The following is a 23,316-nucleotide window of genomic DNA, read 5'->3' on the forward strand; positions in this document are numbered from 1 at the left end:
TTGGTGCGGGCCCCGGCCACCGGCGTCAGCCGCGCTCGATGTTGCTGAGGTCGCGCAGCACGCCCAGCCGTCCATCGGTGTGCTGGACCAGGAATTCGTGGCCGCGGTCCTCAAGTGCCAGCACCCAGCCGCCGGGTTCAATCACGAACGCGGGGGCACCGGTGCGGGGGTCGAAGGCGGTGCGGTGCTGGGCAACGGCAAACCAAAAGGCCTCGTGGATCGGCTGCCCGTCCATCTCGTCGTGGCGGCTTGCCGGGTCCACCGTTGCCCCGATGGGCTGCTCGGCGCGGACCTGCTGGTGAACGGCGGTGGCAGCCGGCGGCTCCCACGCCGCCTGGGGGGCATGGGCTGCGGGGACATCCCCGTGCTGGGTCTCCTCCGCAACGGGAGCAGAAGCAGGGCGGACGACGTCGGCTGCCTGGGTGGGCGGGCCGGCGTCCACCGCGGGGGCAGGGCGGGCGACGTCGGCTGCCTGGGTGGGCGGCCCGGCGTCCACTTCAGGGGTCCGTTCCGACGTTTCGGGGGCGGGCGCGGACGGCGACGACGCGGACGCGGCAGGCCCGTGGGCACCGGAAGCGGCGGCCGCGGCACCGGCTCCTGCAGCTGCAGCTCCGGCGGTTCCCGCGTTTGATGTCCCGGCGGCAGCCACCGGTACGGCAGCGGTAGCGGGCGGCTGCGCGGAACGGACGGGCTCAGGGCTGTGGCCGGCAGATCCCGGCTGGACAGCGGAGGAGCCGGCGCCGGCACCCCCGAAGATGCCGGCGCCCTTGAAGCCGCCCTTGGACTGGTTGGCGCCGGTCTCCGGTTTGGCCGCTTTAGGGGCCCGCGGCTTCCGGGTCGGGACCGCGGCTTCGCGGGCCACGACATGCGCCGGCATCTCGGGCCGGTCCTTGAAGTCACCGGACAGATAGGGCACGAAACGGCCCAGCACCGTGGCAGTGAACAGGATCAGGGAGCCGATCAGGCCCACCAGCAGTGTGGTCCCGTATCCGGAGGCCACCGACAGGAAGAAGAAGGCGACGGCAAAGGAAGCCACCACGGAGGCGAACTGGTCGATGGAGAGCGAACCCACGCGGATCCGGGTGGCAGGGGCCAGCCGGCGGGCGGCGAACAGGGCACTGGCGATCAGCGGCAGAATGATGCCCAGTCCCAGGAAGAACAGGTTGTTCAGGTTCCACAGGTTGTACCTGGCACCGAAAAGGGGCAGCAGGGACGCGACAAACAGGATCAACGTCCCGGCGAAAACGGCCAGGTCCCGCACAGTGAACGGACCGAGGACGGCATGGTTGGCGTTGGGGTCGATCTTTCCGGAGGCAGCGTTGCGCCCTGCAGCCTGTCCCTTGGCGGCGCCGCCGGCGGCCGTCGGGTGACCTGGTCCCACAGCGGCGGATCCGGAGCCTCCGGGCCCCGGCTCGGTGTCCGGGGCCGTTCGCTGGCCGAAGCTCTGCTGGTTCATTCTGCTCTCCTTAGCGTGGCGGCACCGGGCCCGGTCCGGACCCGAAAACCGTGCCGTCTTGACATGCGGACCGGGCCCGTCCAGGCACTGTTTGCGCCTGGGCGGAGCGGTCCGAAATGAAGTCACAATTCCATCTCAGCCTAGTCAACAGCCTGGCTGATCACTAGCTGGAGCAGGCCTCCGTGGCCCCGGGAGGAGTAATGAAGACACCATTCACCGCTTAAAAAATGCCGCTCATGGCCGCACGTGTGACGGGGAGCACAGAGGGCGAGCGGCAAGCATTAGGCTAGGTTGCGGAACAGCTCTTTGCGGTACGCCCGCCCGGCTGGAGCCCAATGCCGTGCCACACGGAGGGCCCTGCCGTGCCGGTGTCCCGCGCGGCAAAGATCGATGAATGATGAGGTTCACATGTCCCAGGACACTCCCAGCTCCACGGCCACCGTTCCCTCCGCTTCCGCCCAGCCGGCAGGTCAGCAAGGCCACCAGGGCGATGCTTTTGCGAACCTGCTGCATGAGACCCGGGCCTTCCCGCCCTCCCCGGAATTCGCGGCCAACGCCGTTGTCACCGCCGCCGAGTACGGGGAAGCGGATGCCGACCGGCCGGCGTTCTGGGCAAAGAAGGCCCGGGAACTGCTGACCTGGAGCAAGGACTTCACCCAGGCGCTGGACTGGTCCAATCCGCCCTTCGCCAAGTGGTTTGTGGGCGGTGAACTCAACGCCGCCTACAACGCCCTGGACCGCCACGTCGAAGCCGGCAACGGTGACCGTGTGGCCATCTACTTCGAGGGCGAACCCGGCGACACGCGGACCTACACCTACGCGCAGCTGACCGAAGAGGTGAAAAAGGCGGCCAACGCCTTCGAGTCCCTGGGCGTGGCCAAGGGTGACCGCGTGGCCGTGTACCTGCCCATGATCCCCGAGGCCGTCATTACGCTGCTGGCCTGCGCCCGGATCGGCGCGGTCCACTCCGTGGTGTTCGGCGGTTTCTCCGCCGAAGCACTGCGTTCGCGGATTGACGACGCCGAGGCCAAGCTCGTGGTCACGGCGGACGGCACCTACCGGCGCGGCAAGCCCAGCCCGCTCAAGGCCGCCGTCGATGACGCCCTGGCCCACGACGGCCACACCGTGCAGAACGTGGTGGTGGTCAAGCGCAACGGCCAGGACGTGGACTGGACGGAAGGCCGCGACCACTGGTGGGCTGACACCGTGGGCACGGCAACGGCCGAGCACACGGCGGTGGGCCACGATTCGGAACACCCGCTGTACATCCTCTACACCTCGGGCACCACGGGTAAGCCGAAAGGCATCCTGCACACCACCGGCGGCTACCTCACCCAGACGGCCTACACCCACAAGGCGGTCTTCGACCTCCACCCGGAAACGGACGTCTACTGGTGCACGGCCGACGTCGGCTGGGTCACCGGACACTCCTACGTCGCCTACGCGCCGCTCATCAACGGCGCCACCCAGGTGATGTACGAAGGAACCCCGGACTCCCCGCACCAGGGCCGCTGGTGGGAGATCGTGGAAAAGTACAAGGTCTCCATCCTCTACACCGCGCCCACCGCCATCCGGACCTTCATGAAGTGGGGTTCGGAGATCCCGGCGAAGTACGACCTCTCCTCGCTCCGCGTGCTGGGCTCCGTCGGTGAACCCATCAACCCTGAAGCCTGGATGTGGTACCGCAAGGTCATCGGCGGCGACAAGGCACCCATCGTCGATACCTGGTGGCAGACCGAGACCGGCGCGCAGATGATCGCCCCGCTTCCCGGGGTCACGGCCACCAAGCCCGGCTCGGCGCAGGTGCCGCTGCCCGGGATCGCCGTGGACGTTGTCGACGAAATGGGCCAGTCAGTCCCGAACGGGCACGGCGGCTTCCTGGTCATCCGGGAGCCCTGGCCGTCCATGCTGCGCGGGATCTGGGGTGATCCGGAGCGCTTCAAGGACACCTACTGGTCCCGGTTCGAGAACATGTACTTTGCAGGCGACGGTGCCAAGAGGGACGAAGACGGCGACATCTGGCTGCTGGGCCGGGTGGATGACGTCATGAACGTCTCGGGGCACCGGCTCTCCACCACCGAGATCGAGTCCGCCCTGGTGAGCCACCCGGCCGTGGCGGAGGCCGCCGTCGTCGGTGCCACGGACGAAACCACCGGCCAGGCCGTGGTGGCGTTCGTCATCCTCCGTGGCGACGCCGCCAACAACGGTGACGCCACCGTCCAGGAACTGCGCAACCACGTGGGCAGGGAAATCGGACCGATCGCCAAGCCCAAGAACATCCTGGTGGTCCCGGAACTGCCCAAGACCCGGTCCGGCAAGATCATGCGCCGCCTCCTCAAGGACGTGGCGGAAGGCCGCGATCCGGGCGACGCCACCACCCTCTCGGACCCGACCATCATGCAGCAGATCGCGGCGTCGCTGCGGAAGTAGCGGTATCCGTTTGGCGACGGCGCTGCCCGGCCTGGGTGGCGCCGTCGCCGTATGCTGGGAGCAACCCTGTAATACCAATGAAGGAACCCGCTCACATGCTTGCAGCTGCCCGACACCAGGCCATTGTGAATGCTGTCCAGCGGGAGCGGGTGGTGCGGGTTTCGGACCTGGCCGCGCAGCTGGGTGTGTCGCTGATGACGGTGCGGCGGGACATTGAGCAGCTTGAAGAGGGCGGGAAACTGGAGCGCATCCACGGTGGGGCGAAACTTCCCGGTGACGCCAGTGCCCATGAGCCCGGCTTCGAGTTGAAATCCACACAGTTGACGGCGGAGAAGCGTGCCATTGCCGTAGCCGCTGCGGGGCTGGTGCAGGAAGGCATGGCGGTCGGCTTGAGCGCAGGCACCACCACGTGGGCGCTGGCCCGGGAATTGACCGGCGGCCCGCGCATCACCGTGGTGACCAATTCGATGCGGATTGCCGATCTTTTCCACCCCGGCGGGTCCACCGTGATCCTGATAGGCGGCGAACGCACGCCGTCGGACGCCCTGGTTGGCCCGATCGCCACCGGGGCCCTCAAGCAACTGCACCTGGACGTCCTGTTCCTGGGCGTCCACGGAATGGATGCAGACGCCGGGTTCACCACCCCAAACCTGCTCGAAGCCGAGACGGACCGTGCGTTCGTGGCAGCCGCACGGAAGACGGTGGTCCTTGCCGACCACACCAAGTGGGGCATGTTGGGCATCAGCTCCATCGCAGCACTCGATGACGTGGATGAGGTCATCAGTGATGCGGGGCTCAGCGCCGAGGCCCAGCGCGTCCTTGGTGAACGTGTGGGCCGGCTGCGACTCCCTGAGGTGGCGCCGGCCGGCTAGGGGCAGCCGCAGGACTGGCGTACGTGCAGTTTGGTGGGGAAAATCCGGTGCCGCGGTTTCTCGCCGCGGCTGGCGCCTACCAGCGCCGCCACCGCTGCCGCGGCCATGACCGCCACCGGCTGCTCAACTGTGGTCAGCGGCGGCCAGGAGTATTCAGAGTCGGTCGACCCGTCGAAGGAGGCCACGGCAATGTCGCCCGGAACTGACAGTCCCGCTTCATGGATGGCCCGCAGGAGTCCTATCCCCTGCATATCGGATGTGGCGAAGATGGCCGTTGGCCGGTTCACTGATGCCAGAAGGCGCTGCCCGGCCACGTAACCACCAGGCCGGGTGAAGGCACTGTACGAAATAGGCCCCTCGGGCAGGCCTGCTTCCTGGAGCGCCTGCCGCCAGCCCACCTCACGGCCGTCCGTCTCCCCGGAGACGTTGGTTCCCATGGCCAGGCCTATGTTGATGTGGCCATGGCTGATCAGGTGTTCCACCGCGATCCTGGCTCCGGCCGCCAGGTCCACACCGATGCTGTTGAAGCCCGGGGCGTCACGTTCCTGGTTGAGCAGCACGGACGGGATGTCCGCAGTTTCCAGCGCCTCAAGATCGGGCTCGAAAAGGACGCTCGCCAGCAGGACGCCGTCCACCTGCCGGGCTGCGAGGTTCCGGATATTGCGGCGCTCCTTGGCCAGGTTCCCGTCCGAGTTGCTCAACACCAGCGCATACCCCAGGTCCGCGGCGGCATCCTCCACCGCGTGGGAGAACAATGAGAAGAACGGGTTTGAGATGTCCGGAACGATAAGCCCCAGCGTCTCGCTCGAACCGAGCTTCAGCGCCCGCGCCGCGGCGTTGGGCCGGTAGCCCAGGACGCGGATGGCGTCCTGGACCTTGGCTTCGGTGGCCGGGGCCACCTTCTTGGGGCCGCCATTGACCACGTAGCTGACGACGGCGGTGCTGACGCCGGCATAGCGCGCAACGTCCTTGCGCGTCACAGGGCCGCCACGGGGAGCCTTTACTGCCGGTGATGTCATGGTCTCCATGCTAGCTACGAGTCGGCCGGGGCATCGCCAAAGTCGCGGATGGGCAGCCGGGCGCCGTTCTGCCGGGCCGATTCGTGGGCGACGATCCCGGGGAGGGTGAAACGTGCGGCCACCCAGGCGTTGACCGGGGGCAGTGTCCGGTTGTTCACCGCGGTGACGAAGTCGTCCACCAGGAAATGATGGCTGCCCTCATGGCCGTTGGGCGCTCCCTGGAACTCCACGGGCAGCCGTCCCGCGTCGTGGACCGGGGAGAGTCCCGACACGAACGCGTCCCGAAGCTCCGGCGCCACGTGGGCCAGGGACGGATCGTCCAGGGACATGCTGGGACGGGTTTCCATCTGCTCCGACATGTCGTGGACGTCCTGCTTGTCCTGCCAGACGGTGACCTTGGCGAGCTGTTCGAAACTGGCCTCGGTGCCGAAGAACCGGAACCGGGATTCTCGGATGTGCGACGGATAACCGACGCGGCGCATTTCGTTGGTGCGCATCACGCCGCCGTCATTCAGTTCGAAAAGCGCCGTGGCGTTGGAGAAGTCGTTGCCGAACATGCTGACGTCCTTGTCGAACACGCCGTCGTTCCGCTGGTCGCTGACCCCCACGCAGCTGACGCTGACGGCGTGGGCCGGGACTGCCCCGAGCACACCGCCGATGGCGTGGGTGGGGTAGAGCATGGGCGGATAGCTGGCCGTCTCTTTCCACCGGTCGCCGCCGCTGTACTGGTAGGCGTCATAGAAGCCAAGGTCCATGTCGTGGACGTAGTCACCCTCGGAGTAGAAGATCCGCCCGAACCTGCCGGCCGCGTGCTGTTCGCGGGCATAGACGGTGGCCGGGTTGTAGTAGCTGGTCTCCCCCATCATGTAGACCAGGCCGGTTTCCCGGACTGCTTCAATGATGCGCTCGATTTCGTCCTCTGAGACTGCCATGGGGACCGCAGAGTAGACGTGCTTGCCTGCACGGAGGGCGCGTTCCACCAGCGGACCGTGCGTCCAGCGCTGCGTGAAAATTGCCACCGCATCGATGTCAGAGGCCAGGAGCGCGTCAAAGTCCGGCAGTACACCGGCGAGTTCGAGGCGTTCGGCCACTGATTCCGCACGTGCGGGCAGCTGGTCGACCATGTGGACTGCGCTGATGCCGGGGTGCAGGTTGAACAGGTGCGCGAACTGGCCGCCGAACTGGCCTGCGCCCACGATGCCGATGGAGAACGTCATTGTTTGCCTTCCGATAGGGGTTTGTCCGAGTGTTTCACTCGGATCTACTCGAGTCAATATCCATAGAATTGCGAAAATACTTGGTGTAGAAACATTTCGACGTAGGCATTGCCGAGCTAAATCTACTCGTGTAGATTACATCGCAGCTTGTTACTTCCATCACACTCGCCGAAAGGGTCGACGATGACCACCCTTACCAGGAACGCCAGCCCGGCAGCCAACACGGTGCACCGGCCACTGAAGCGCCGGGGACAAAGCGACCTGAAGACCGCACTATTCTTCATCGCCCCCGCAATGATCGGATTTATCGCCTTTTACCTGGTGCCCACGCTTCGCGGCATCTACCTCAGCTTCACCGAATACAGCATCCTCGGGGATCCCACCTGGATCGGGACCGCCAACTATGAGGCCATCGGCAAGGATCCCCTTTTCTGGAACGCCCTCGCGGTCACCACGCAGTACGTCCTGATCAACATCGTCCTGCAGACGGCGCTGGCCCTGGGCCTGGCCCTCCTGATGCACCGGGTCGCCAGATCAACGTTCATCCGGGGGACCCTGCTCCTCCCCTACCTGATGGCCAACGTGATCGCCGCACTGCTGTGGTTCTGGCTGCTGGACTACCAGATCGGCATCGTCAACTACTTCATCGATGCCCTGGGCATGCCCAAGGTAGCTTTTTTCGGCAGCGAAGAATGGGCCATCCCCACGCAGGCCCTGATCAACACCTGGCGGCACATGGGCTACACCGCACTGCTGATCTTCGCCGGCCTGCAGGCCATCCCGCACCATGTATACGAGGTTGCCAACCTGGACGGCGCCTCCCCATGGCAGACGTTCCGGAAGATCACCCTGCCCCTGCTGCGCCCGGTCCTGGCCCTGGTCCTGATCGTCACCATCATCGGTTCCTTCCAGGTCTTCGACACCGTCGCCGTCACCACCCAGGGCGGACCGGTCAACGCCAGCCGCGTGCTGCAGTTCTACATCTACCAAAAGGCCTTCACGGAATCGGACTTCGGTTACGGGTCCGCCCTGGCCGTCATCCTCTTCGTCATCCTCGCCCTGGTGGCCTTCATCCAAATGAAGTTCCTCAAGGGCAATGAATCGGACCTGGACTAAGGACGCCCCATGACCACCGCAAGAGTCTCCGCCCCCGCCCGGCCGGCCGCCCGGCGTCGCCCGTTCAACTGGCGCCGCGCCGGCGCCTGGGTCCTCGTCGCCATCGCCGTCGCCGTCTCCGTCCTCCCGTTCTACTGGGTCCTGCGGACCGCGCTGTCCACCAACGGGGCCCTGGCCTCCAACGCCACCAACCTGCTCCCCGCCGAGTTCAACCTGGGTGCGTTCCAGCGCGTCTTCGGCCTGCAGTCCCCGGAGGAAGCCGTGGCCGACGGCGGTTCCGGCGCCCAGATCGACTTCTGGTCCTACCTCCGCAACTCCGTGCTGTTCGCCTCCATCACCACCATCGGGGCCGTGTTCTTCAGCGCCATGGCGGCGTACGCGTTCGCCCGGCTCCGCTGGCGGGGACGGAACGCCGTGTTCAGCCTCTTCCTGGCCACCATGATGGTCCCGCCGATCTTCACGGCCCTGCCCAACTTCCTGCTCATCAAGAACCTGGGCCTGCTGAACACCATGGTTGGCCTGGTGCTGCCCTATATCTTCATGACCCCCTTCGCCATCTTCTTCCTCCGCCAGTTCTTCCTGAACATGTCCCGCGAAGTCGAAGAAGCGGCAATGCTCGACGGCGCCAAGCACCTCCGGATCTTCTTCCAGATCATCCTGCCCAACGCCGCAGCCCCGCTCGCCACACTTGCCCTGCTCACATTCATCGGCCAGTGGAATGAATACTTCTGGCCCCTGCTGGTGGGCCAGGACGAATCCGTCCGCGTCCTCACCGTGGGCCTGGGCGTCTTCAAGTCCCAGTCGCCCCAGGGTGCACCGGACTGGTCCGGCCTCATGGCGGCAACCCTGGTCTCGGCCCTTCCGGTCCTGATCCTGTTCGCCGCCTTCGGCAAGAAGATCGTCAACTCCATCGGCTTCTCCGGCATTAAGTAACACCCCTCAGCTCCCCAGCTCCCTGACCCCGGCCGCGCCATGGCGGCGCGCCCGGAAGCACACCCTGAAAGGACCCTCATGAACAAGAAGAAAGCACTCGGTTCCCTCGCTGCAGCCGCGGCCGCCGTCCTGGCACTCTCCGCCTGCGGAAGCGGTGGCTCCGCCGAGGCCGGCAAGGGCGAGATCAACTACTGGCTCTGGGACGCCAACCAGCTCCCGGCCTACAAGCAGTGCGCCGACGACTTCCACAAAGCCAACCCGGACATCACCGTCAAGGTCACCCAGCGCGGCTGGGACGACTACTGGGGCACCCTTACCAACGGCTTCGTCGCAGGCACCGCGCCGGACGTCTTCACCGACCACCTGGCCAAGTACCCCGAGTTCGTCAAGAACAAGCAGATCCTCGCCCTGGATGACGCCGTCAAGAAGGACAACATCGACACCGGGATCTACAACTCCGGGCTGGCGGACCTCTGGGTCGGAGAGGACGGAAAGCGCTACGGACTGCCTAAGGACTGGGACACCATCGGCCTGTTCTACAACACCAAGCTGGCAGCGGACGCAGGCGTCACCCCGGAGCAGATGGCCACCCTGACCTGGAACCCCCAGGACGGCGGCACGTACGAAAAGACCATCGCCCACCTGACGGTGGACAAGAACGGCAAGCGCGGCGATGAGCCCGGCTTCGACAAGGACAACGTGGCGGTCTACGGTCTTGGCCTCAATGGCTCCGGTTCCGGCCAGGGCCAGACCGAATGGAGCTACCTGACCGGGACCACCGGCTGGACGCACACTGACAAGAACCCCTGGGGCAAGCACTTCAACTATGACGACCCCAAGTTCCAGCAGAGCATCGACTGGTTCGCAGGCCTGGTGCAGAAGGGCTACATGCCCAAGCTCGAGACCACAGTGGGCGCCAGCATGGCGGACACCTTCGCGGCCGGCAAGTCCGTGATCAACGCCAACGGCTCCTGGATGATCGGCCAGTACACCGGGTACAAGGACATCAAGGTCGGCATCGCCCCTACCCCGACGGGTGTGGACGGCAAGCGCTCCAGCATGTACAACGGGCTGGCTGACTCCATCTACGCCGGCACCAAGAAGCCCGAAGCTGCCGCCAAGTGGGTCGAGTACCTGGGTTCGACTGCCTGCCAGGACGTGGTCGCGGCCAAGGCCGTCGTCTTCCCCGCCATCAAGTCCTCCGCAGACAAGGCCGTCGAGGCGTTCAAGGCAAAGGGCGTGGACGTCACCCCGTTCAGCCAGCAGGTCAAGGACGGCACCACTTTCCTCTTCCCCATTGCGGACAAGGCAGCCAAGGTTGACGGCATCATGAAGCCGGCCATGGACGCCGTGGTCACGGGCAAGGCCCCGGCCAGCTCCCTCACGGCGGCCAATGACCAGGTCAACGCCCTGTTCAAGTAGCCCCTCCACGTGGCTGCGTATGTGGTCGCAGCCACCCCGGCCGGGTGCCGCCGTCCCCCTCCCGGCGGCAGCATCCGGCTACCCTGTCCCCACCCTTTAACTTTCAGCGCACAGCATCATCACGAAGAGAGATTTTCCTATGGACCCCCTGTACCTCCGTTCCGCCGGCACCAGCCTGCTGGTCAGCTTCGACAGCGGGGAGGCCGAGGTCATCCACTGGGGCGCCGACCTCGGAGCAGACGTGCCGCACCTCGGCATCCTGGGCGCTCCGGTGGGGCACTCCTCCATTGACGCCCACGTTCCCGCCGGCCTCCTCCCCTCGGCCGCTTCCGCCTGGCGGGGCCGGCCGGCCCTGCGCGGCCATCGAATCACCGCCGGCGCCGCCGGCTTCGACTTCTCGTCCCGCCTCCGCGTCACCTCCGTGAACACTGAGGGTGCCGCCGCCACCATCGTGCAGGCCGACGCCGACGCCGGGCTCAGTGTCTCCTCCTCCCTTAAGCTTCACGACGGCGGCCTGCTGGAACTGCGCCACACCGTCACCAATGACGGCACCACCCCGTTTCAGGTGGACGAACTGGCCACCGTCCTCCCGGTGGCACCGGACGCCGTCGAACTCCTGGACCTGACCGGGCGCTGGTGCCGGGAACGCCACCCGCAGCGGCACCGGATCCAGCAGGGCACGTGGGTCCGGACCGGACGGCACGGCCGCACCGGCCACGATTCCTCCCTGCTGTTCGCCGCCGGCACCCAGGGGTTCGGCAACCGGCACGGCAAAGTCTGGGCGACGCACCTGGCCTGGAGCGGCAACCACGAACAGTTCGCGGACACCATCGGTGACGGCCGGACCATGATCGGCGGCTCGGAGCTGCTGGGCCCGGCGGAAGTCACCCTGGAACCGGGTGGCAGCTACACCACCCCGGCACTGTTCGCCGCCTACTCGGACCGCGGCCTGGACGGCATCACCGAAGCCTTCTACAGCTGGTTCCGCTCCCGCCCCCACCACGTGCTGCCCGCCGCGTCCACCGGCCTGCCCGCAGGCAAACCGCGCCCCGTGGTGCTCAACACGTGGGAGGCCGTCTACTTCGATCACAACCTGGACACCCTGATCGAACTGGCGGAGTCCGCGGCCGGCCTCGGCGTGGAGCGCTTCGTGCTTGACGACGGCTGGTTCCGGGGCCGCCGTGACGACCACGCCGGGCTGGGCGACTGGTACGTCGACGAGACCGTGTGGCCGGAAGGACTGGCCCCGCTGATCAACGCGGTCACCTCGCGTGGCATGGAGTTCGGGCTGTGGGTCGAGCCGGAAATGGTGAACCTGGACTCGGACGTGGCCCGGGCGCACCCGGACTGGATCGTGGGCCCCTCCGCGGCCGCGCACAAGGACGGCGGCCGGCTGCCCCTGGAGTGGCGCAACCAGCACGTCATCGACCTGGTGAACCCGGAGGCGTGGCAGTACGTCTTCGACCGGATCGATGCGCTCCTGGCCGGGAACAACATCAGCTACCTGAAGTGGGACCAGAACCGTGACCTGGCCGAACACGGCCACGCCGGCCGCCCCTCGGTCCACGCACAGACCCTGGCCGCGTACCGCCTGTTTGACGAGCTCCGGAAGGCCCATCCCGGCGTGGAAATTGAGAGCTGCTCTTCCGGCGGCGGACGTGTCGACCTGGGCATCCTGGAGCGGACCGACCGTATCTGGGCTTCCGACTGCAACGACGCGCTGGAGCGGCAGACCATCCAGCGCTGGACCGGTGCGGTGGTTCCGCCCGAATTGGTGGGCAGCCACATCGGCCCAACCACCTCGCACACCACGGCCCGCACCCACGACCTGTCCTTCCGGGCCATCACGGCACTGTTCGGTCATTTCGGCATGGAGTGGGACATCCGGGGCGTCCAGGGCAAGGACCGCGAGGAGCTGCGGCGCATTGTGGGCCTGTACAAGGAGCACCGGGACCTGATCCACGGCGGCCGCCGGGTCCATGCGGACCTCACCGACGACTCGTTGCTCCTGCACGGCGTGGTGGCCGGTTCTGCCGGGGACGGCATCGAAGTCCAGGAAGGGACGACGGCGGGCCTGTTCGCCCTGGTCAGCACGCGCACCTCGGCAGCGGAGGCACCGGGCCGCATCGGCATCCCGGGGCTCGACGCCGGCCGCAGCTACCGGGTGGAAGCGCTCTTCCCCACCACGGACGACGCCGACCACGCCCACACGTACACGCAGGTCGAGCCGCCCGCCTGGCTGTCCGGCGGCGCAGAGGCCAGCGGCAGGTTCCTGGCAGAGGTGGGGCTGCCCATGCCCATCCTCAACCCGGAGCACGCAGTACTGCTGAAGGTCACGGCCCTCTGACATCCATTGCCGCGTACTTGTCGTTTTGGAGCTTCAGAACGACAAGTACTCAGCAGTCGATGGTGTATGCCGGCGTAAGAATGCGCGGCAGGGATGGCCAACCGATAGATTTGCAGGCATGACTGAAGCCTCCTCCACTGTCGAAGCCGGCCGCGGCACCATCCTCGTAATCAATGGCCCCAACTTGAACATGCTGGGTACGCGGGAGCCGGAAAAGTACGGCACCTCCACCCTTGCCGACGTCGAACAGCTGGCTGCGGCCGCCGGGAAGAACCACGGATTCGCCGTGGAGTGCGTCCAGTCCAACCATGAAGGCGTCCTGCTGGACGCCATCCACGCAGCCCGGGGCGCCGCCGTGGGAATCGTCCTGAACGCGGGCGCCTTCACGCACACCTCCGTGGCACTTCGCGACGCCCTGGCAGCCGTGCAGCTTCCCGCCGTCGAGGTTCACATCACCAACGTGCACCAGCGGGAGGAATTCCGGCACCACTCCTACCTGTCACCGGTTTGCGCGGCAGTGATTGTGGGCGCTGGAGTGTTCGGCTACAAGCTCGCCATCGACTACCTGGCAGAGGTCCTGTAGCCGGAGGGACGCGGTGCCCTTACTTCTGGATGCAGTGCCTTATTTTTGGATGCACTGCCCGGAGGACACGGGTGAGGCCAGCGATGGCGCCTGCTCCGCGACGGGGTCCAGGTCATTCATGGTGATGGCGAACCCCACCTCGGCGTCCGAGGTTGCCTTGGCGAAAATTACGCCTGCCACCTGGCCGTCGGTGGTGAGCAGCGGCCCGCCGGAATTGCCCGGCTGGACGTCCCCGGCAAGGCGGTAGATGTCCTCCGGCGCGGGATTGTTGCCGTAGATGTCCGGGACCAGGACGGTGGCAATGTCCTGGACGGTGGCGGGCTTGGACTGGAATGGGCCGCCGTGCGGGTACCCGGCGAACGCAGCCTGGCTGCCGCCGGGTAGGTCGCGGCTCAGTTGCAGCGGCTGGGACGGCAGGTTGTCCACGGCCAGGACTGCAAGGTCGCGCCGGGTGTCGAAGTAGACCACCCGCCCGGGCATGGCCCCGCCGTCGGGCATTTCCACCACCGGCTGCGACACACCGGCCACCACGTGCGCGTTGGTTACCACGCGGTCCTCCGAGACGACGAAGCCACTGCCGGTCTGGTTCTGGCCGCATTCATAGGCCGTGCCCGCGATCCTCAGGACGGACTGGGCAGCCCTGTTGAGCGCGGGTGTATTGGTGCTGGTGTTGGGCACCTGGACGGCCTGGCCCTGGTCCAGGCCTTCGAGCAGGGTGGGGATGCCGTTGCCGATCACCGTGGACCGCAGCTCCGCCATGGTGGCCTTGACCGGGGTGGGCGTCAGCCCGTCGATGAAGCGGATCACCTTGGATTCAGCCAGCTGCTGGGACACCACGGGCACGCCGAGCGAGCTAACGCTGAATGCCAGCATGGACATCACCAGGGCGGACACCACAAGGTTCAGCGCCCCGCCCACCAGCCGGTCCACCGCCCGCAGCGGCCGGATCCGCACCACGCCGCGGAGTTGGCGCCCCACCATGGTTCCCAGGCCATGCCCCAGTGCCATCAGGACGACGGCGGCAGCGATGATGGCGGTGAGCCTCCACCCGGAGTCCTCAACAAAGGTGCTGACGAGCGGGACGGCAAAGAAAGCGGCAATGGCGCCGGCGGCAAAGCCTGCAAGGCCGCCGACAGTGACCAGGAACCCATTGCGGAGGCCGTAGACCAGGTATGACAGCAGCGCCAGGATCAGGACAATGTCCAGGACAGTCAGGCCGACCACAAAGGCTCCTTATTTACAGTTGAACCCCCATTCTAGTGGCGGACGCTGACAATCTTCTGTGGGGTGCAGCGGCCTCCGGCGGACCGCCGGCGGGCTGCCTGCGGGCGTTTCCCATGCCAAGTTCGTCACAGAACCTTGAAAATTCTGAAACAATGGCAAAAGCGCCCACAGCCGATACTTTTACTCAGGAGATTTCATGGACATCGAGGTACTGCGCCGAGCACCCCTTTTCGCCACGCTCGACGACGACGCATTCCGGCTGCTGACGGACGAACTCACCGAGGTGGACCTTTCCCGCGGCGCATCAGTGTTCCGCGAAGGTGACCAGGGTGACCAGCTGTACTTCATCGTCTCCGGCAAGGTGAAGCTCGGCCGCACCTCCCCGGACGGCCGTGAGTCGCTCCTGGCCATCCTCGGCCCCGGCGAGCTCTTCGGCGAGATGGCGCTGTTTGATCCCAGCCCCCGCACCGCCACCGCCACCGCGGTGTCCGAAACCCGGCTGGCCGGGCTCAAGAACGAGAGCCTGAACGCCCTGCTGCGCACCCGCCCCGAGGTCTCGGCCCAGCTGCTGCAGGCCCTGGCCCGCCGCCTGCGCCGCACCAACGACTCCCTCTCGGACCTCGTCTTCTCGGACGTCCCGGGCCGCGTGGCCAAGGCCCTGCTGGACCTTGCCGACCGCTTCGGCCGCCCGGCCACCGACGGCGTCCTGGTGGCGCACGAGCTCACGCAGGAAGAACTGGCGCAGCTGGTGGGCGCCTCCCGCGAAACCGTCAACAAGGCCCTGGCCGAGTTTGTCCAGCGTGGCTGGCTCCGGCTCGAGGCCCGCGCCGTGGTGATCCTGGACATGCAGCGCCTCCGCCAGCGCTCCCGCTAGGACCACACAAAAAAGGCCGCCCCACGGGGCGGCCTTTTTTGTTGCGCAGCTGCGGGAGTCAGTTTTTCACCACGTCCAGTTCGACGACGGCCCACGACAACGCAGGAAGGCTGAGGCGCAGCTCAGAGCCGTTTGCCTTGGCACCCTCCAGCGGCTTCAGGCCCACGCGGTCCTGGTTGTCCTGGTTGTTGATGGTGAAGCGGTCACCGCCGTCAGGGATTTCCAGCACTTCCGCCCTGACCACCCGCTGCGCGTCGAAGCCCCGCAGGCTGACCTCCACGTCCGCTGCCTCCTCGAGGCCGCGGTTGGCAAGGAACAAGGCCACCCGGCCCGTCTCCTCGTTCCAGGTGGCGCTGACATCGACCAGGTCCGTATCGCCAAACCGGGTATTGGCGTACTTGTCGGAGTCGACGGACAACCGCAGGATCTGGCCCTTCGCCAGTTCCGCCATCCTGGAGAACGGGTGGAAGATCGTTTGCCGCCAGGCCGGACCGTTCTCCTCGCTGAAGATGGGGGCGATGACGTTGACCAGCTGCGCCTGGTTGGCGATCTTGACCCGGTCGCCGTGCCGGAGCAGCGAGTTGAGCAAAGTTCCGACGACGACGGCGTCCGTCACGTTGTACTTGTCCTCGATGACCCGGGGGTGCTCACGCCAGCCGGCCTTGGACACGTTGTGCGGCTGGTCCTCCGTGTCCAGGCCCCGCTGGTACCAGACGTTCCATTCGTCGAAGGACAGGTTGATGTGCTTCTTGTGCTTGCCCTTGGCGCGGACCGCGTCTGCGGTGGCAATGACCGATTCGATGAAGTAGTCGGTGTCCACTGCGCTGGCCAGGAAGCTGCCGACGTCCCCGTCGTGCTCCTGGTAGTAGGCGTGCAGGGAAACATAGTCGACTTCGTCGTAGGCGTGGGTCAGGACGGTCTGCTCCCAGGCTCCGAACGTGGGCATCCGCGAGTTGGAGCTTCCGCAGGCCACCAGTTCGATGTCCGGGTCAACGAACCGCATGGCCTTGGCCGCCTCCTGGGCCAGCCGGCCGTACTCCTCTGCCGTCTTGTGGCCGATCTGCCAGGGGCCGTCCATTTCATTGCCCAGGCACCAGAGCTTGATGTTGAAGGGGTCCTTGTGGCCGTTTTTGGCGCGCAGGTCCGAAAGGCGGGTGCCGCCCGGGTGGTTGGCGTATTCGACGATGGCGCGGGCTGCGTCCACTCCCCGGGTTCCCAGGTTGATGGCTTCCATGATTTCGGTACCGGCCTGGCGGGACCAGTCCACGAACTCGTGGAGGCCGAAGGCGTTGGTTTCCAGGGTGTGCCAGGCCCCGTCAAGCCTGCGCGGCCGGTCTTCGCGGGGGCCAATTCCGTCTTCCCAGTCGTAGCCGGAGACGAAGTTGCCGCCGGGATAGCGGACCACTGTGGCGCCAAGCTCCTTGACGAGTTTGAGGACGTCCTGGCGGAAGCCGTTTTCGTCGGCCTCCGGGTGGCCCGGTTCGTAGATGCCGGTATAGACGCAGCGGCCCATGTGCTCCACGAAGGAGCCAAAAAGGCGCCGGGGCACTTCGCCGATGGTGAAGTCGCGGTCGAGGGTGATTCTGGCGCGGGACATAAGAACGATCTCCTTGGTTGAACGTCAGGCAGGTGGTGGAAAGCGACGGTGGGCGTCAGGTGCCGGCGAGTCCCGTCGTCGCAACGCCCTTGATGATCTGGCGCTGGAAGAACAGGAAAAGCAGGATCAGCGGCAGGGCCGCGAGCAACGCGGACGCCATGTTCTGGGCGTACTGGATGCCGTAGGCGCTCTTGATGGTCTGCAACCCCACGGGGAGGGTCAGGACGGACCCGTCGTTGGTGGCGATGAAGGGCCAGAGGAAGTTGTTCCAGGCGCCGATGAACACGAAGATTGCCACGGCCGCGAGGATGGGGCGGGACAGCGGAAGGATGACCTGGAGGAAAATCCGCATCCGGCTGGCACCGTCCATGACCGCGGCTTCTTCGAGTTCGCGCGGGATCTGGTCGAAGAACTTCTTGAGCACGAACACCATGGCGGGATGGATGACCTGCGGCAGGATGATGGCCCAGGAGGTATCGATCATGTGCAGTGCCACCATTTGGTAGAACAGCGGGATGATCAGGACCGGCGGGGGAACGATGATGGACGCGATGATCACGGTCATCAGGACCTTCTTGCCCCGGAAGTCGATGCGGGACAGCGCGTAGGCCACCAGCGCGGAAATGACCAGCGTGATCACTGTGATGGCCGCCGAGGTGTACAGGGAGTTCCAGGTCCAGAGCGGGATGTTGCCGTCCTGGAACACCTTGACGAACGCATCGGCGGTGAAGCCCGACGGCGGGATCCAGCTGATTTTCGGAGCGGCGGCATCAGTTTCGCTCTTGAAAGCGGTGACGGTTGCCCAGGCAAAGGGCACCATCCAGAGGACGGCCAGCAGGGCGGCGACTGCCAGGACCGCAACGCGGCCGGGGCTCATCCTGCGGCCGTTCCTGCCGCCGGCGGACGGCGTGGCCGTGGAGGGAACAGGGCGGGCGAGGGTTTCAGTTGCCATGGCTATGCACTCCTGCGGCGGGTGATGAGGAACTGGATGACCGAGACAGCCACGATCAGTCCGAAGAAGATGTAGGAGATGGCTGCCGAGTAGCCCAGGCGGTATCCGGTAAAGCCGGTTTCGAAGATGTACTGCACCACGGGCCGGGTGGCGCCGCCGGGGCCGCCGGCTGTCATTTGGTAGACCTGGTCGAAAATCTTCAGCGAGGCCAGGATCTGGAGGAGCACGATCATCACGGTGGTGGGGGCCAGCTGCGGCAGGGTGATGGAGAAGAACTGCCGCCAGGCACCGGCGCCGTCCAGCGACGCCGCCTCATAATGCTGGGCGGGGATGTTCTGCATCGCCGCCAGGTACAGGAGGAAGTTGAAGCCCACCGTCCACCACAGTGTGGCGATGACGATTGCCCACATCGCGACGCCGGGGTCGTTCAGCCACGCAACTTTCGGCAGCCCTATTTTGGCCAGCGAGTCGTTGATCAGGCCCAACTGGGGGTTGTACATCCAGGTGAAGAACAGGGAGACAACGGTGGAGGCCAGCAGGTACGGGGCAAAGTAGGACAGCCGCCACAGCCATTGCGCGGGCAGTCCGACATTGACCAGGGCGGCCATCACCAGGGCGACGACCACCAGCGGGACGGTGCTGATGACCGTGAAGTAGAGGGTGTTGCCCAGCGAATGCCACATGTCGGAGTCGGCGAGGGCTTCGCTGTAGTTCGCCAGCCCAATCAGGCTGTCGTTGGCGCCGGTAAGGGACTTGCCGGTCAGGCTCATGTACAGCCCGTAAAGGAGGGGCCAGACGAGGAAGACCAGGAAGAATGCCAGGAACGGTGCGGCGAAGGCCCAGCCGTTGAGGTTGTCCCTGCTTCCCTGGGAACGGGACCCGGCGGTCCTGGACCCCGCCTGCCTGGACATTCTTTGGCGGGACAGCCCGGGCAGCGAACCCGCCGGACCCTCGCTGCTGTGTGAAGTTGCTACGGAACTCATTTGGACTCCTGTGTCGCTTGGCGGTTCAAACCGGGTTGGGACGGGAAAGCAGGGTATTGGTGCGCCGCACGAAGGCATCCCAGCCATCAGTTGCCTTGTCGCGGCCGAGGAGCACGTTCTGCACGGTCTCCGCAAAGTACGTTTGCCAGTCGGAGCCCGATCCGCTGAACCAGGCCTCCGGGTCGTAGGCGATGATGTCTGCGGCGTTGGCGTAGTGGATCTGGGGCGTGAGTTCGCGGTAGGCCTGGGATTGCACCACCGGCTGGAAGGCGGGGATATGCCCTGCCTCAGCCCAGGACAGCGAGCCCTTGAGGATGTCGCTGACGAATTTGTAGACGTCGCGGCGCTTGGCGTCGTCGACGTTCAGCTGCCGGGGAAGCACGAAGGAATGCGAGTCAGCGTAGGCGGCCGGCGTTCCAAACAGCGTGGGGATGGTGGCGGCGTCAACGGGCAGGTTTGCCTTCTTGAAGGTGGGCAGCTCCCAGACCCCGCTGAAGAGCATGCCTGATCCCCCGCGGGCGAATTCCGCGATGCCGGTGCTGATGTCGCCGCTTTGCGCCGCGATGGTGTCATCGAACAGAGAGGTCATGAATTCCAGGGACTCAACGGCGGCCTCGTTGTCGGCCACCATTGGCTTGCCGGGGGTCAGTTCCATGCTTGCCCCGTGCTGCCGGTAGAGGGTGTAGAAAAGGCGCCACATCTGTGACCCGCTGCCGAGGTACCCGAAGGACAGACCGTGCGCCTGGGTCACTTTCTGCATTTCCCGCGCGATGCTGATGAATTCCTGCGGGGACTTCGCTTCCTGCAACTGCCCGTTGCTGCCAAGCAGTCCTGCCTTTCCCGCCACGTCACGGTTGTAGAACATGACAAAGGGGTGCGAATCCAGGGCGATGGAGAAGACTTTGCCGTTGTTCTGGCTCTTGTCCCAGATCCTGGGCGCGAAGCTCTGGCTGGTGACGCCGAACTCTGACAGCAGGTCCAGGTCCCATGGGTCGATCAGGCCGCCGGGCGCATAGCCGGGAACGCGGCTGGCATGCATGATGGCCAACTGCGGCGGACGGCCGCCGGCCGATGCCATGGCCAGCTTGGTGTAGTACGGCGGCCCCCAGGCAAGAACTGTCGGGTGCACCTTGAACGCGGGGTTGGCGTCGTTCACCTTGCTGATCATGTTCTGCATCTTGATGCCGTCGCCACCGGACAGGAGATGCCAGAACTGGATGTCCCTGGGGGCCGCGGCGGAGGCATTTCCGCCGCACCCGGACAAGGCCGCCGCGGCGAACACGCTTCCCAACGCTGCGCTTCCGGACAACAGCCGGCGCCTGGACAGTTGCCTGTCGTCGAAAAAATCAAACTGCTTCACCCGTCACTCCTTTGGATGGGTCCGCTGAAAGTCATTCCGTTGCCACAACCGTTGCTGCCGGGTGTCCCTCATCGCAGTCCCGCAAGCTCCGGTGTGACGCACGCCTCACATTACATCGATGTAATGTGTCCCGCAACGAAAATTGTTAGCGTTCGCAAAGTGATTCCGCTGTCTCGCTTCGACGCCACGCCAGTGGCCGGCGCTGCGTGCAGGGCCTAGGAAGAGGTGCTTTCCCGCTCCACGACTTCGTAATCGACGGCCACCACCCGCTGCGGGCCCTCGCGGTCCTGCATGCGTTCGGTGAGGAGCCGCAGGGCCTCGCTGGCCACCCTGCGCTTGTCGAACGAGACGGTGGTCAGTGACGGCACCGCGTACTTCGCATCCGCGATGTCGTCGAAACCCGCAACGGCCACATCGTCGGGAACCCGAAGGCCGCGCTTCCACAACACGCTCAGGGCACCGATCGCCATGGAATCGGTGAAACAGAACAGCGCCTCGGGCACCGGGTGCGCGTCAAGGTAGGCGGAAAGAGCATGGGCTGCCGTATCCGGGCTCCACTTTTCGCACGGGATGATCAACGAGTCGTCCCAGGGGATGCCGAGTTCGCCAAGCGCGGCCTGGTACCCGCGGGTGCGGAGGACGGCTGCCGCGGAGCCCCTGCCCTCGGCGGCGCCCAGGACCGCGATACGCCGCCTGCCCGTCCTGCCGAGCGCCAGTGTCATGTCACGGGCGGCGGCGACGCTGTCCACCCACACACGGTCGGCCAGCTTCTGGGACACTTCCCCAAGCAGGACCACGGGGGGCAGGGCGACGCCCACTTTGACGGCACTCTCGTCCAGCACCACGGGGTTGAGGATCAACCCGTCTATCAGGTTGGAGCGCGCGCGGGACATCAATTCGTACTCGCGGGTGGGATCGGATCCCGTCTCCTCGATCTGCACGCTCCAGCCCTGTTCATGGGCTACTTCCACCACGCTGTGCGCAATTTCGGCAGAATACGGCGTGGCCAGGTCCGGCAATGCCAGGGCAATGACGCCAGACCTGCCGTTGCGCAATCCCCGGGCCGAGAGGTTGGGCACGTAATCCAGTTCCGCCATGGCCTGCTCCACCTTGAACCTGGTGGGGCCGCTGACGGGAACAATTCCGTTCATGACGTTCGAAACCGTCTTTGGCGAAACCCCGGCGAGGCGCGCGACGTCCTTGACCGTTGCGCGCAAACGCGCCCCCTTGCTCCCGGTGTGGTTTTGCTGACGAGTTTATACTCCGGCCCGGCGAAGCATCAGCGCTCGCGCTGGTGATCCCCCGCTACAGTCTTGGCCGCTTCGACTTCAAGCATGAGCCTGCCGTCCTCTTCGACCAGGACCGGCTGGTACACGTGCGGCTTGCGCTTGTAGCTCAGATACGCGATGCAGCCGTTGGCCGTCGCCATCTTCTCGAGCATGATCTCGGAACCCGGCACAAGCAGTTCGCCCAGGGGCCGGCCCACGGTGTTCTCCTGGCCTGCCTCGTCACCGAGCTTGCTGGTGTTCCGCTCCCGAACCACCTCCGCGGCGTTCACCCACCTGCCCCACACGCCTTTGCCCTCAAGCAGCGACGGTTCCTGGCCAAGCGGCTGGGTGGCCGCAAAGTAGCGGGTGTCGAACCTGCGGTGTGCAAAGTCGGGGCTGCGCCAGTTGACCAGGGACTTGAGCAGGTCGGTGCGCAGGGAGAGCCCGCGCTTGCCCAGCACCTGGGCCAGGGTCTTCTCCTGGTCCGCAACCGCAACGCGTGCACGCATCCATTCGGAGGTTGAGGTGGCTTCGACCGTATTGGACATGTCCGGGCCGGCCAGCAGGATGCCTGTTTCCTCGAAGAGCTCCCGGATGGCGCCCACCACGTGGCGCCGCGCCAGCCCGACGTCGTCCGTTCCCATCTGCTCAGCCCAGTGCTGCGGCGACGGGCCCAGCCAACCCATGGGCTCGTCGTCGGACGGGTCGAGGGACCCACCGGGAAACGCGAGGACCCCCAGCGGCGAGGAGCCGGGCCGGTAACCCAGCCACGTCTCCAGGCCGGTGGGGGAATCACGCAGGAGAACTACGGATGATGCGTAACGGGCGGCCCTGGGGGTCCGCTCGCCGTGTTCGAGCCAGCTTTGTGCTGCCCCTTCAAGATCCTGGGGCAGTGCAAAAAGGCGTCGTGCGAGGTGAGGCAAGGGAAGTGTCCGGTCTTAGCTGAATTCGGCGATCAGCTCGACCTCTACGGGAGAGTCGAGCGGAAGAACGGCAACGCCGACGGCGGAACGTGCGTGCTGCCCGGCGTCGCCAAGGACGCGGCCCAGCAGTTCCGAAGCGCCATTGACAACCGCGGGCTGGCCCGTGAACGTCGGGTCCGAGGCGACGAATCCCACAACTTTGACGATGCGGGTGATGCGGTCAAGGTCCCCGATGACGCTCTTGACGGCAGCCAGTGCGTTGACCGCGCAGACAGCCGCGTGGCGCTGGGCGTCCTCCGGGGAAACGGTGGGTTCGTCGGCGAACCCTTCCGTACCGGCGGACACCTTGCCCGTAGCTTCGAGTTTGCCGTTAATAAACGGCAGCTGGCCCGAGGTGTAGACGTGGTTGCCGGAGACGACGGCAGGGACGTAGGAGGCTACCGGCGCGGCAACCTCGGGAAGGGTGAGGCCAAGTTCGGCGAGGCGCTGTTCGACGGCGGATGCCGGCGCCGTTGCGGCGCTGGACTGGGCTTCTGCGGGGGTGCTCATGCTACTGCTTCTCCCTCTTGAGGTAGGCGACAAGGCCGTTGCCGTCAGGTCCGGGGACTACCTGGACGAGCTCCCAGCCGTCCTCTCCCCACTGGTCCAGGATCTGCTTTGTGGCGTGGATGATGAGCGGAATCGTCGCGTACTCCCATTTGGTCATGAGAGAAAGCGTAGCCCTTGCCGGTAAAGTGGAA

20 protein-coding genes are annotated in these 23,316 nt (G+C 65.9%); 8 read left to right on the forward strand and 12 right to left on the reverse strand.

What is annotated here, in order from left to right:
* Positions 1 to 25: 25 nt before the first annotated feature.
* The gene (locus tag LDO22_RS10395; protein WP_224027023.1) at positions 26 to 1,456 is read right to left on the reverse strand and encodes a hypothetical protein; all 1,431 of its coding nucleotides are present in this window, start codon (positions 1,454 to 1,456) and stop codon (positions 26 to 28) included.
* A 408-nt stretch (positions 1,457 to 1,864) separates the two neighbouring features.
* On the opposite strand from LDO22_RS10395, the gene acs reads away from it, so the two are divergent.
* A complete protein-coding gene (gene acs, locus LDO22_RS10400) occupies positions 1,865 to 3,886 on the forward strand; it encodes an acetate--CoA ligase (RefSeq protein ID WP_224027024.1) in 2,022 nt (673 codons plus the stop codon).
* A 95-nt stretch (positions 3,887 to 3,981) separates the two neighbouring features.
* Entirely contained in the window at positions 3,982 to 4,758 is a 777-nt protein-coding gene (locus LDO22_RS10405; protein ID WP_224027025.1) for a DeoR/GlpR family DNA-binding transcription regulator, read from the forward strand.
* Here the strand turns inward: LDO22_RS10405 and LDO22_RS10410 are convergent.
* Together LDO22_RS10410 and LDO22_RS10415 are read right to left on the reverse strand one after the other, a co-directional pair.
* Positions 4,755 to 5,777 carry a LacI family DNA-binding transcriptional regulator gene (locus tag LDO22_RS10410; RefSeq protein ID WP_224027026.1) on the reverse strand — a complete coding sequence of 341 codons (1,023 nt, stop codon included), beginning with the start codon at positions 5,775 to 5,777 and terminating at the stop codon, positions 4,755 to 4,757. The genes LDO22_RS10405 and LDO22_RS10410 overlap by 4 nt on opposite strands.
* Before the next feature lie 14 nt (positions 5,778 to 5,791).
* On the reverse strand, positions 5,792 to 6,994 hold the full coding sequence (locus tag LDO22_RS10415; protein ID WP_224027027.1) for a Gfo/Idh/MocA family oxidoreductase: 1,203 nt from the start codon (positions 6,992 to 6,994) through the stop codon (positions 5,792 to 5,794).
* Between the two features lie 183 nt (positions 6,995 to 7,177).
* Here LDO22_RS10415 and LDO22_RS10420 point away from each other — a divergent pair, with 183 nt between their 5' ends.
* The 5 genes from LDO22_RS10420 to aroQ all read left to right on the forward strand — a co-directional run bounded on the left by LDO22_RS10420 (position 7,178) and on the right by aroQ (position 13,395).
* A complete protein-coding gene (locus LDO22_RS10420; protein WP_224027028.1) occupies positions 7,178 to 8,110 on the forward strand; it encodes a sugar ABC transporter permease in 933 nt (310 codons plus the stop codon).
* A 9-nt stretch (positions 8,111 to 8,119) separates the two neighbouring features.
* On the forward strand, positions 8,120 to 9,043 hold the full coding sequence (locus tag LDO22_RS10425) for a carbohydrate ABC transporter permease (RefSeq protein WP_224027029.1): 924 nt from the start codon (positions 8,120 to 8,122) through the stop codon (positions 9,041 to 9,043).
* Positions 9,044 to 9,121: 78 nt separating this feature from the next.
* Complete coding sequence (locus LDO22_RS10430; RefSeq protein WP_224027030.1) at positions 9,122 to 10,465, forward strand: sugar ABC transporter substrate-binding protein; 1,344 nt, start codon at positions 9,122 to 9,124, stop codon at positions 10,463 to 10,465.
* A gap of 139 nt (positions 10,466 to 10,604) precedes the next feature.
* Positions 10,605 to 12,812, forward strand: a complete 2,208-nt coding sequence (locus tag LDO22_RS10435; protein WP_224027031.1) for an alpha-galactosidase — start codon at positions 10,605 to 10,607, stop codon at positions 12,810 to 12,812.
* Positions 12,813 to 12,930: 118 nt separating this feature from the next.
* Positions 12,931 to 13,395: a type II 3-dehydroquinate dehydratase gene (gene aroQ, locus LDO22_RS10440; RefSeq protein ID WP_159630704.1), complete on the forward strand. Its 465-nt coding sequence runs from the start codon at positions 12,931 to 12,933 to the stop codon at positions 13,393 to 13,395.
* Between the two features lie 39 nt (positions 13,396 to 13,434).
* Here the strand turns inward: aroQ and LDO22_RS10445 are convergent, their stop codons facing one another.
* Positions 13,435 to 14,619 carry a MarP family serine protease gene (locus LDO22_RS10445; RefSeq protein ID WP_159630702.1) on the reverse strand — a complete coding sequence of 395 codons (1,185 nt, stop codon included), beginning with the start codon at positions 14,617 to 14,619 and terminating at the stop codon, positions 13,435 to 13,437.
* A 196-nt stretch (positions 14,620 to 14,815) separates the two neighbouring features.
* Between LDO22_RS10445 and LDO22_RS10450 the strand changes: the two genes are divergently transcribed.
* Entirely contained in the window at positions 14,816 to 15,493 is a 678-nt protein-coding gene (locus tag LDO22_RS10450; protein ID WP_011775987.1) for a Crp/Fnr family transcriptional regulator, read from the forward strand.
* Between the two features lie 58 nt (positions 15,494 to 15,551).
* On the opposite strand, the gene LDO22_RS10455 is transcribed toward LDO22_RS10450, so the two are convergent.
* The 8 genes from LDO22_RS10455 to LDO22_RS10490 all read right to left on the reverse strand — a co-directional run bounded on the left by LDO22_RS10455 (position 15,552) and on the right by LDO22_RS10490 (position 23,282).
* Positions 15,552 to 17,090, reverse strand: coding sequence for an alpha-N-arabinofuranosidase (locus LDO22_RS10455; RefSeq protein ID WP_224027032.1), 1,539 nt, complete (start codon positions 17,088 to 17,090; stop codon positions 15,552 to 15,554).
* A 55-nt stretch (positions 17,091 to 17,145) separates the two neighbouring features.
* Positions 17,146 to 18,042: a carbohydrate ABC transporter permease gene (locus LDO22_RS10460; protein WP_224027033.1), complete on the reverse strand. Its 897-nt coding sequence runs from the start codon at positions 18,040 to 18,042 to the stop codon at positions 17,146 to 17,148.
* A 2-nt stretch (positions 18,043 to 18,044) separates the two neighbouring features.
* Entirely contained in the window at positions 18,045 to 18,953 is a 909-nt protein-coding gene (locus LDO22_RS10465; protein WP_159635166.1) for a sugar ABC transporter permease, read from the reverse strand.
* A 97-nt stretch (positions 18,954 to 19,050) separates the two neighbouring features.
* Positions 19,051 to 20,385: an extracellular solute-binding protein gene (locus LDO22_RS10470; RefSeq protein WP_159630696.1), complete on the reverse strand. Its 1,335-nt coding sequence runs from the start codon at positions 20,383 to 20,385 to the stop codon at positions 19,051 to 19,053.
* Between the two features lie 215 nt (positions 20,386 to 20,600).
* Positions 20,601 to 21,602, reverse strand: a complete 1,002-nt coding sequence (locus LDO22_RS10475) for a LacI family DNA-binding transcriptional regulator (RefSeq protein ID WP_224027034.1) — start codon at positions 21,600 to 21,602, stop codon at positions 20,601 to 20,603.
* A gap of 62 nt (positions 21,603 to 21,664) precedes the next feature.
* Positions 21,665 to 22,576, reverse strand: coding sequence for an NUDIX hydrolase (locus tag LDO22_RS10480; RefSeq protein ID WP_224027035.1), 912 nt, complete (start codon positions 22,574 to 22,576; stop codon positions 21,665 to 21,667).
* A 15-nt stretch (positions 22,577 to 22,591) separates the two neighbouring features.
* Positions 22,592 to 23,125 (reverse strand): RidA family protein, encoded by a 534-nt coding sequence (locus LDO22_RS10485; RefSeq protein ID WP_224027036.1) that lies wholly within the window; start codon positions 23,123 to 23,125, stop codon positions 22,592 to 22,594.
* 1 nt (position 23,126) lies between these two features.
* Positions 23,127 to 23,282 carry a DUF4177 domain-containing protein gene (locus tag LDO22_RS10490; RefSeq protein ID WP_009359196.1) on the reverse strand — a complete coding sequence of 52 codons (156 nt, stop codon included), beginning with the start codon at positions 23,280 to 23,282 and terminating at the stop codon, positions 23,127 to 23,129.
* Between the last annotated feature and the right edge of the window lie 34 nt (positions 23,283 to 23,316).

Source organism: Arthrobacter sp. NicSoilC5 (genome assembly GCF_019977395.1).
Classification (GTDB): Bacteria; Actinomycetota; Actinomycetes; order Actinomycetales; family Micrococcaceae; genus Arthrobacter.

Coding starts and splice junctions, on each gene's coding strand:
- LDO22_RS10460 (WP_224027033.1), bottom strand. CDS start 18,042: ATGGCAACTGAAACCCTCGCCCGCCCTGTTCCCTCCACGGCCACGCCG.
- LDO22_RS10455 (WP_224027032.1), bottom strand. CDS start 17,090: ATGTCCCGCGCCAGAATCACCCTCGACCGCGACTTCACCATCGGCGAA.
- LDO22_RS10395 (WP_224027023.1), bottom strand. CDS start 1,456: ATGAACCAGCAGAGCTTCGGCCAGCGAACGGCCCCGGACACCGAGCCG.
- aroQ (WP_159630704.1), top strand. CDS start 12,931: ATGACTGAAGCCTCCTCCACTGTCGAAGCCGGCCGCGGCACCATCCTC.
- LDO22_RS10490 (WP_009359196.1), bottom strand. CDS start 23,282: ATGACCAAATGGGAGTACGCGACGATTCCGCTCATCATCCACGCCACA.
- acs (WP_224027024.1), top strand. CDS start 1,865: ATGTCCCAGGACACTCCCAGCTCCACGGCCACCGTTCCCTCCGCTTCC.
- LDO22_RS10435 (WP_224027031.1), top strand. CDS start 10,605: ATGGACCCCCTGTACCTCCGTTCCGCCGGCACCAGCCTGCTGGTCAGC.
- LDO22_RS10420 (WP_224027028.1), top strand. CDS start 7,178: ATGACCACCCTTACCAGGAACGCCAGCCCGGCAGCCAACACGGTGCAC.
- LDO22_RS10430 (WP_224027030.1), top strand. CDS start 9,122: ATGAACAAGAAGAAAGCACTCGGTTCCCTCGCTGCAGCCGCGGCCGCC.
- LDO22_RS10415 (WP_224027027.1), bottom strand. CDS start 6,994: ATGACGTTCTCCATCGGCATCGTGGGCGCAGGCCAGTTCGGCGGCCAG.
- LDO22_RS10410 (WP_224027026.1), bottom strand. CDS start 5,777: ATGACATCACCGGCAGTAAAGGCTCCCCGTGGCGGCCCTGTGACGCGC.
- LDO22_RS10485 (WP_224027036.1), bottom strand. CDS start 23,125: ATGAGCACCCCCGCAGAAGCCCAGTCCAGCGCCGCAACGGCGCCGGCA.
- LDO22_RS10405 (WP_224027025.1), top strand. CDS start 3,982: ATGCTTGCAGCTGCCCGACACCAGGCCATTGTGAATGCTGTCCAGCGG.
- LDO22_RS10465 (WP_159635166.1), bottom strand. CDS start 18,953: ATGTCCAGGCAGGCGGGGTCCAGGACCGCCGGGTCCCGTTCCCAGGGA.
- LDO22_RS10450 (WP_011775987.1), top strand. CDS start 14,816: ATGGACATCGAGGTACTGCGCCGAGCACCCCTTTTCGCCACGCTCGAC.
- LDO22_RS10425 (WP_224027029.1), top strand. CDS start 8,120: ATGACCACCGCAAGAGTCTCCGCCCCCGCCCGGCCGGCCGCCCGGCGT.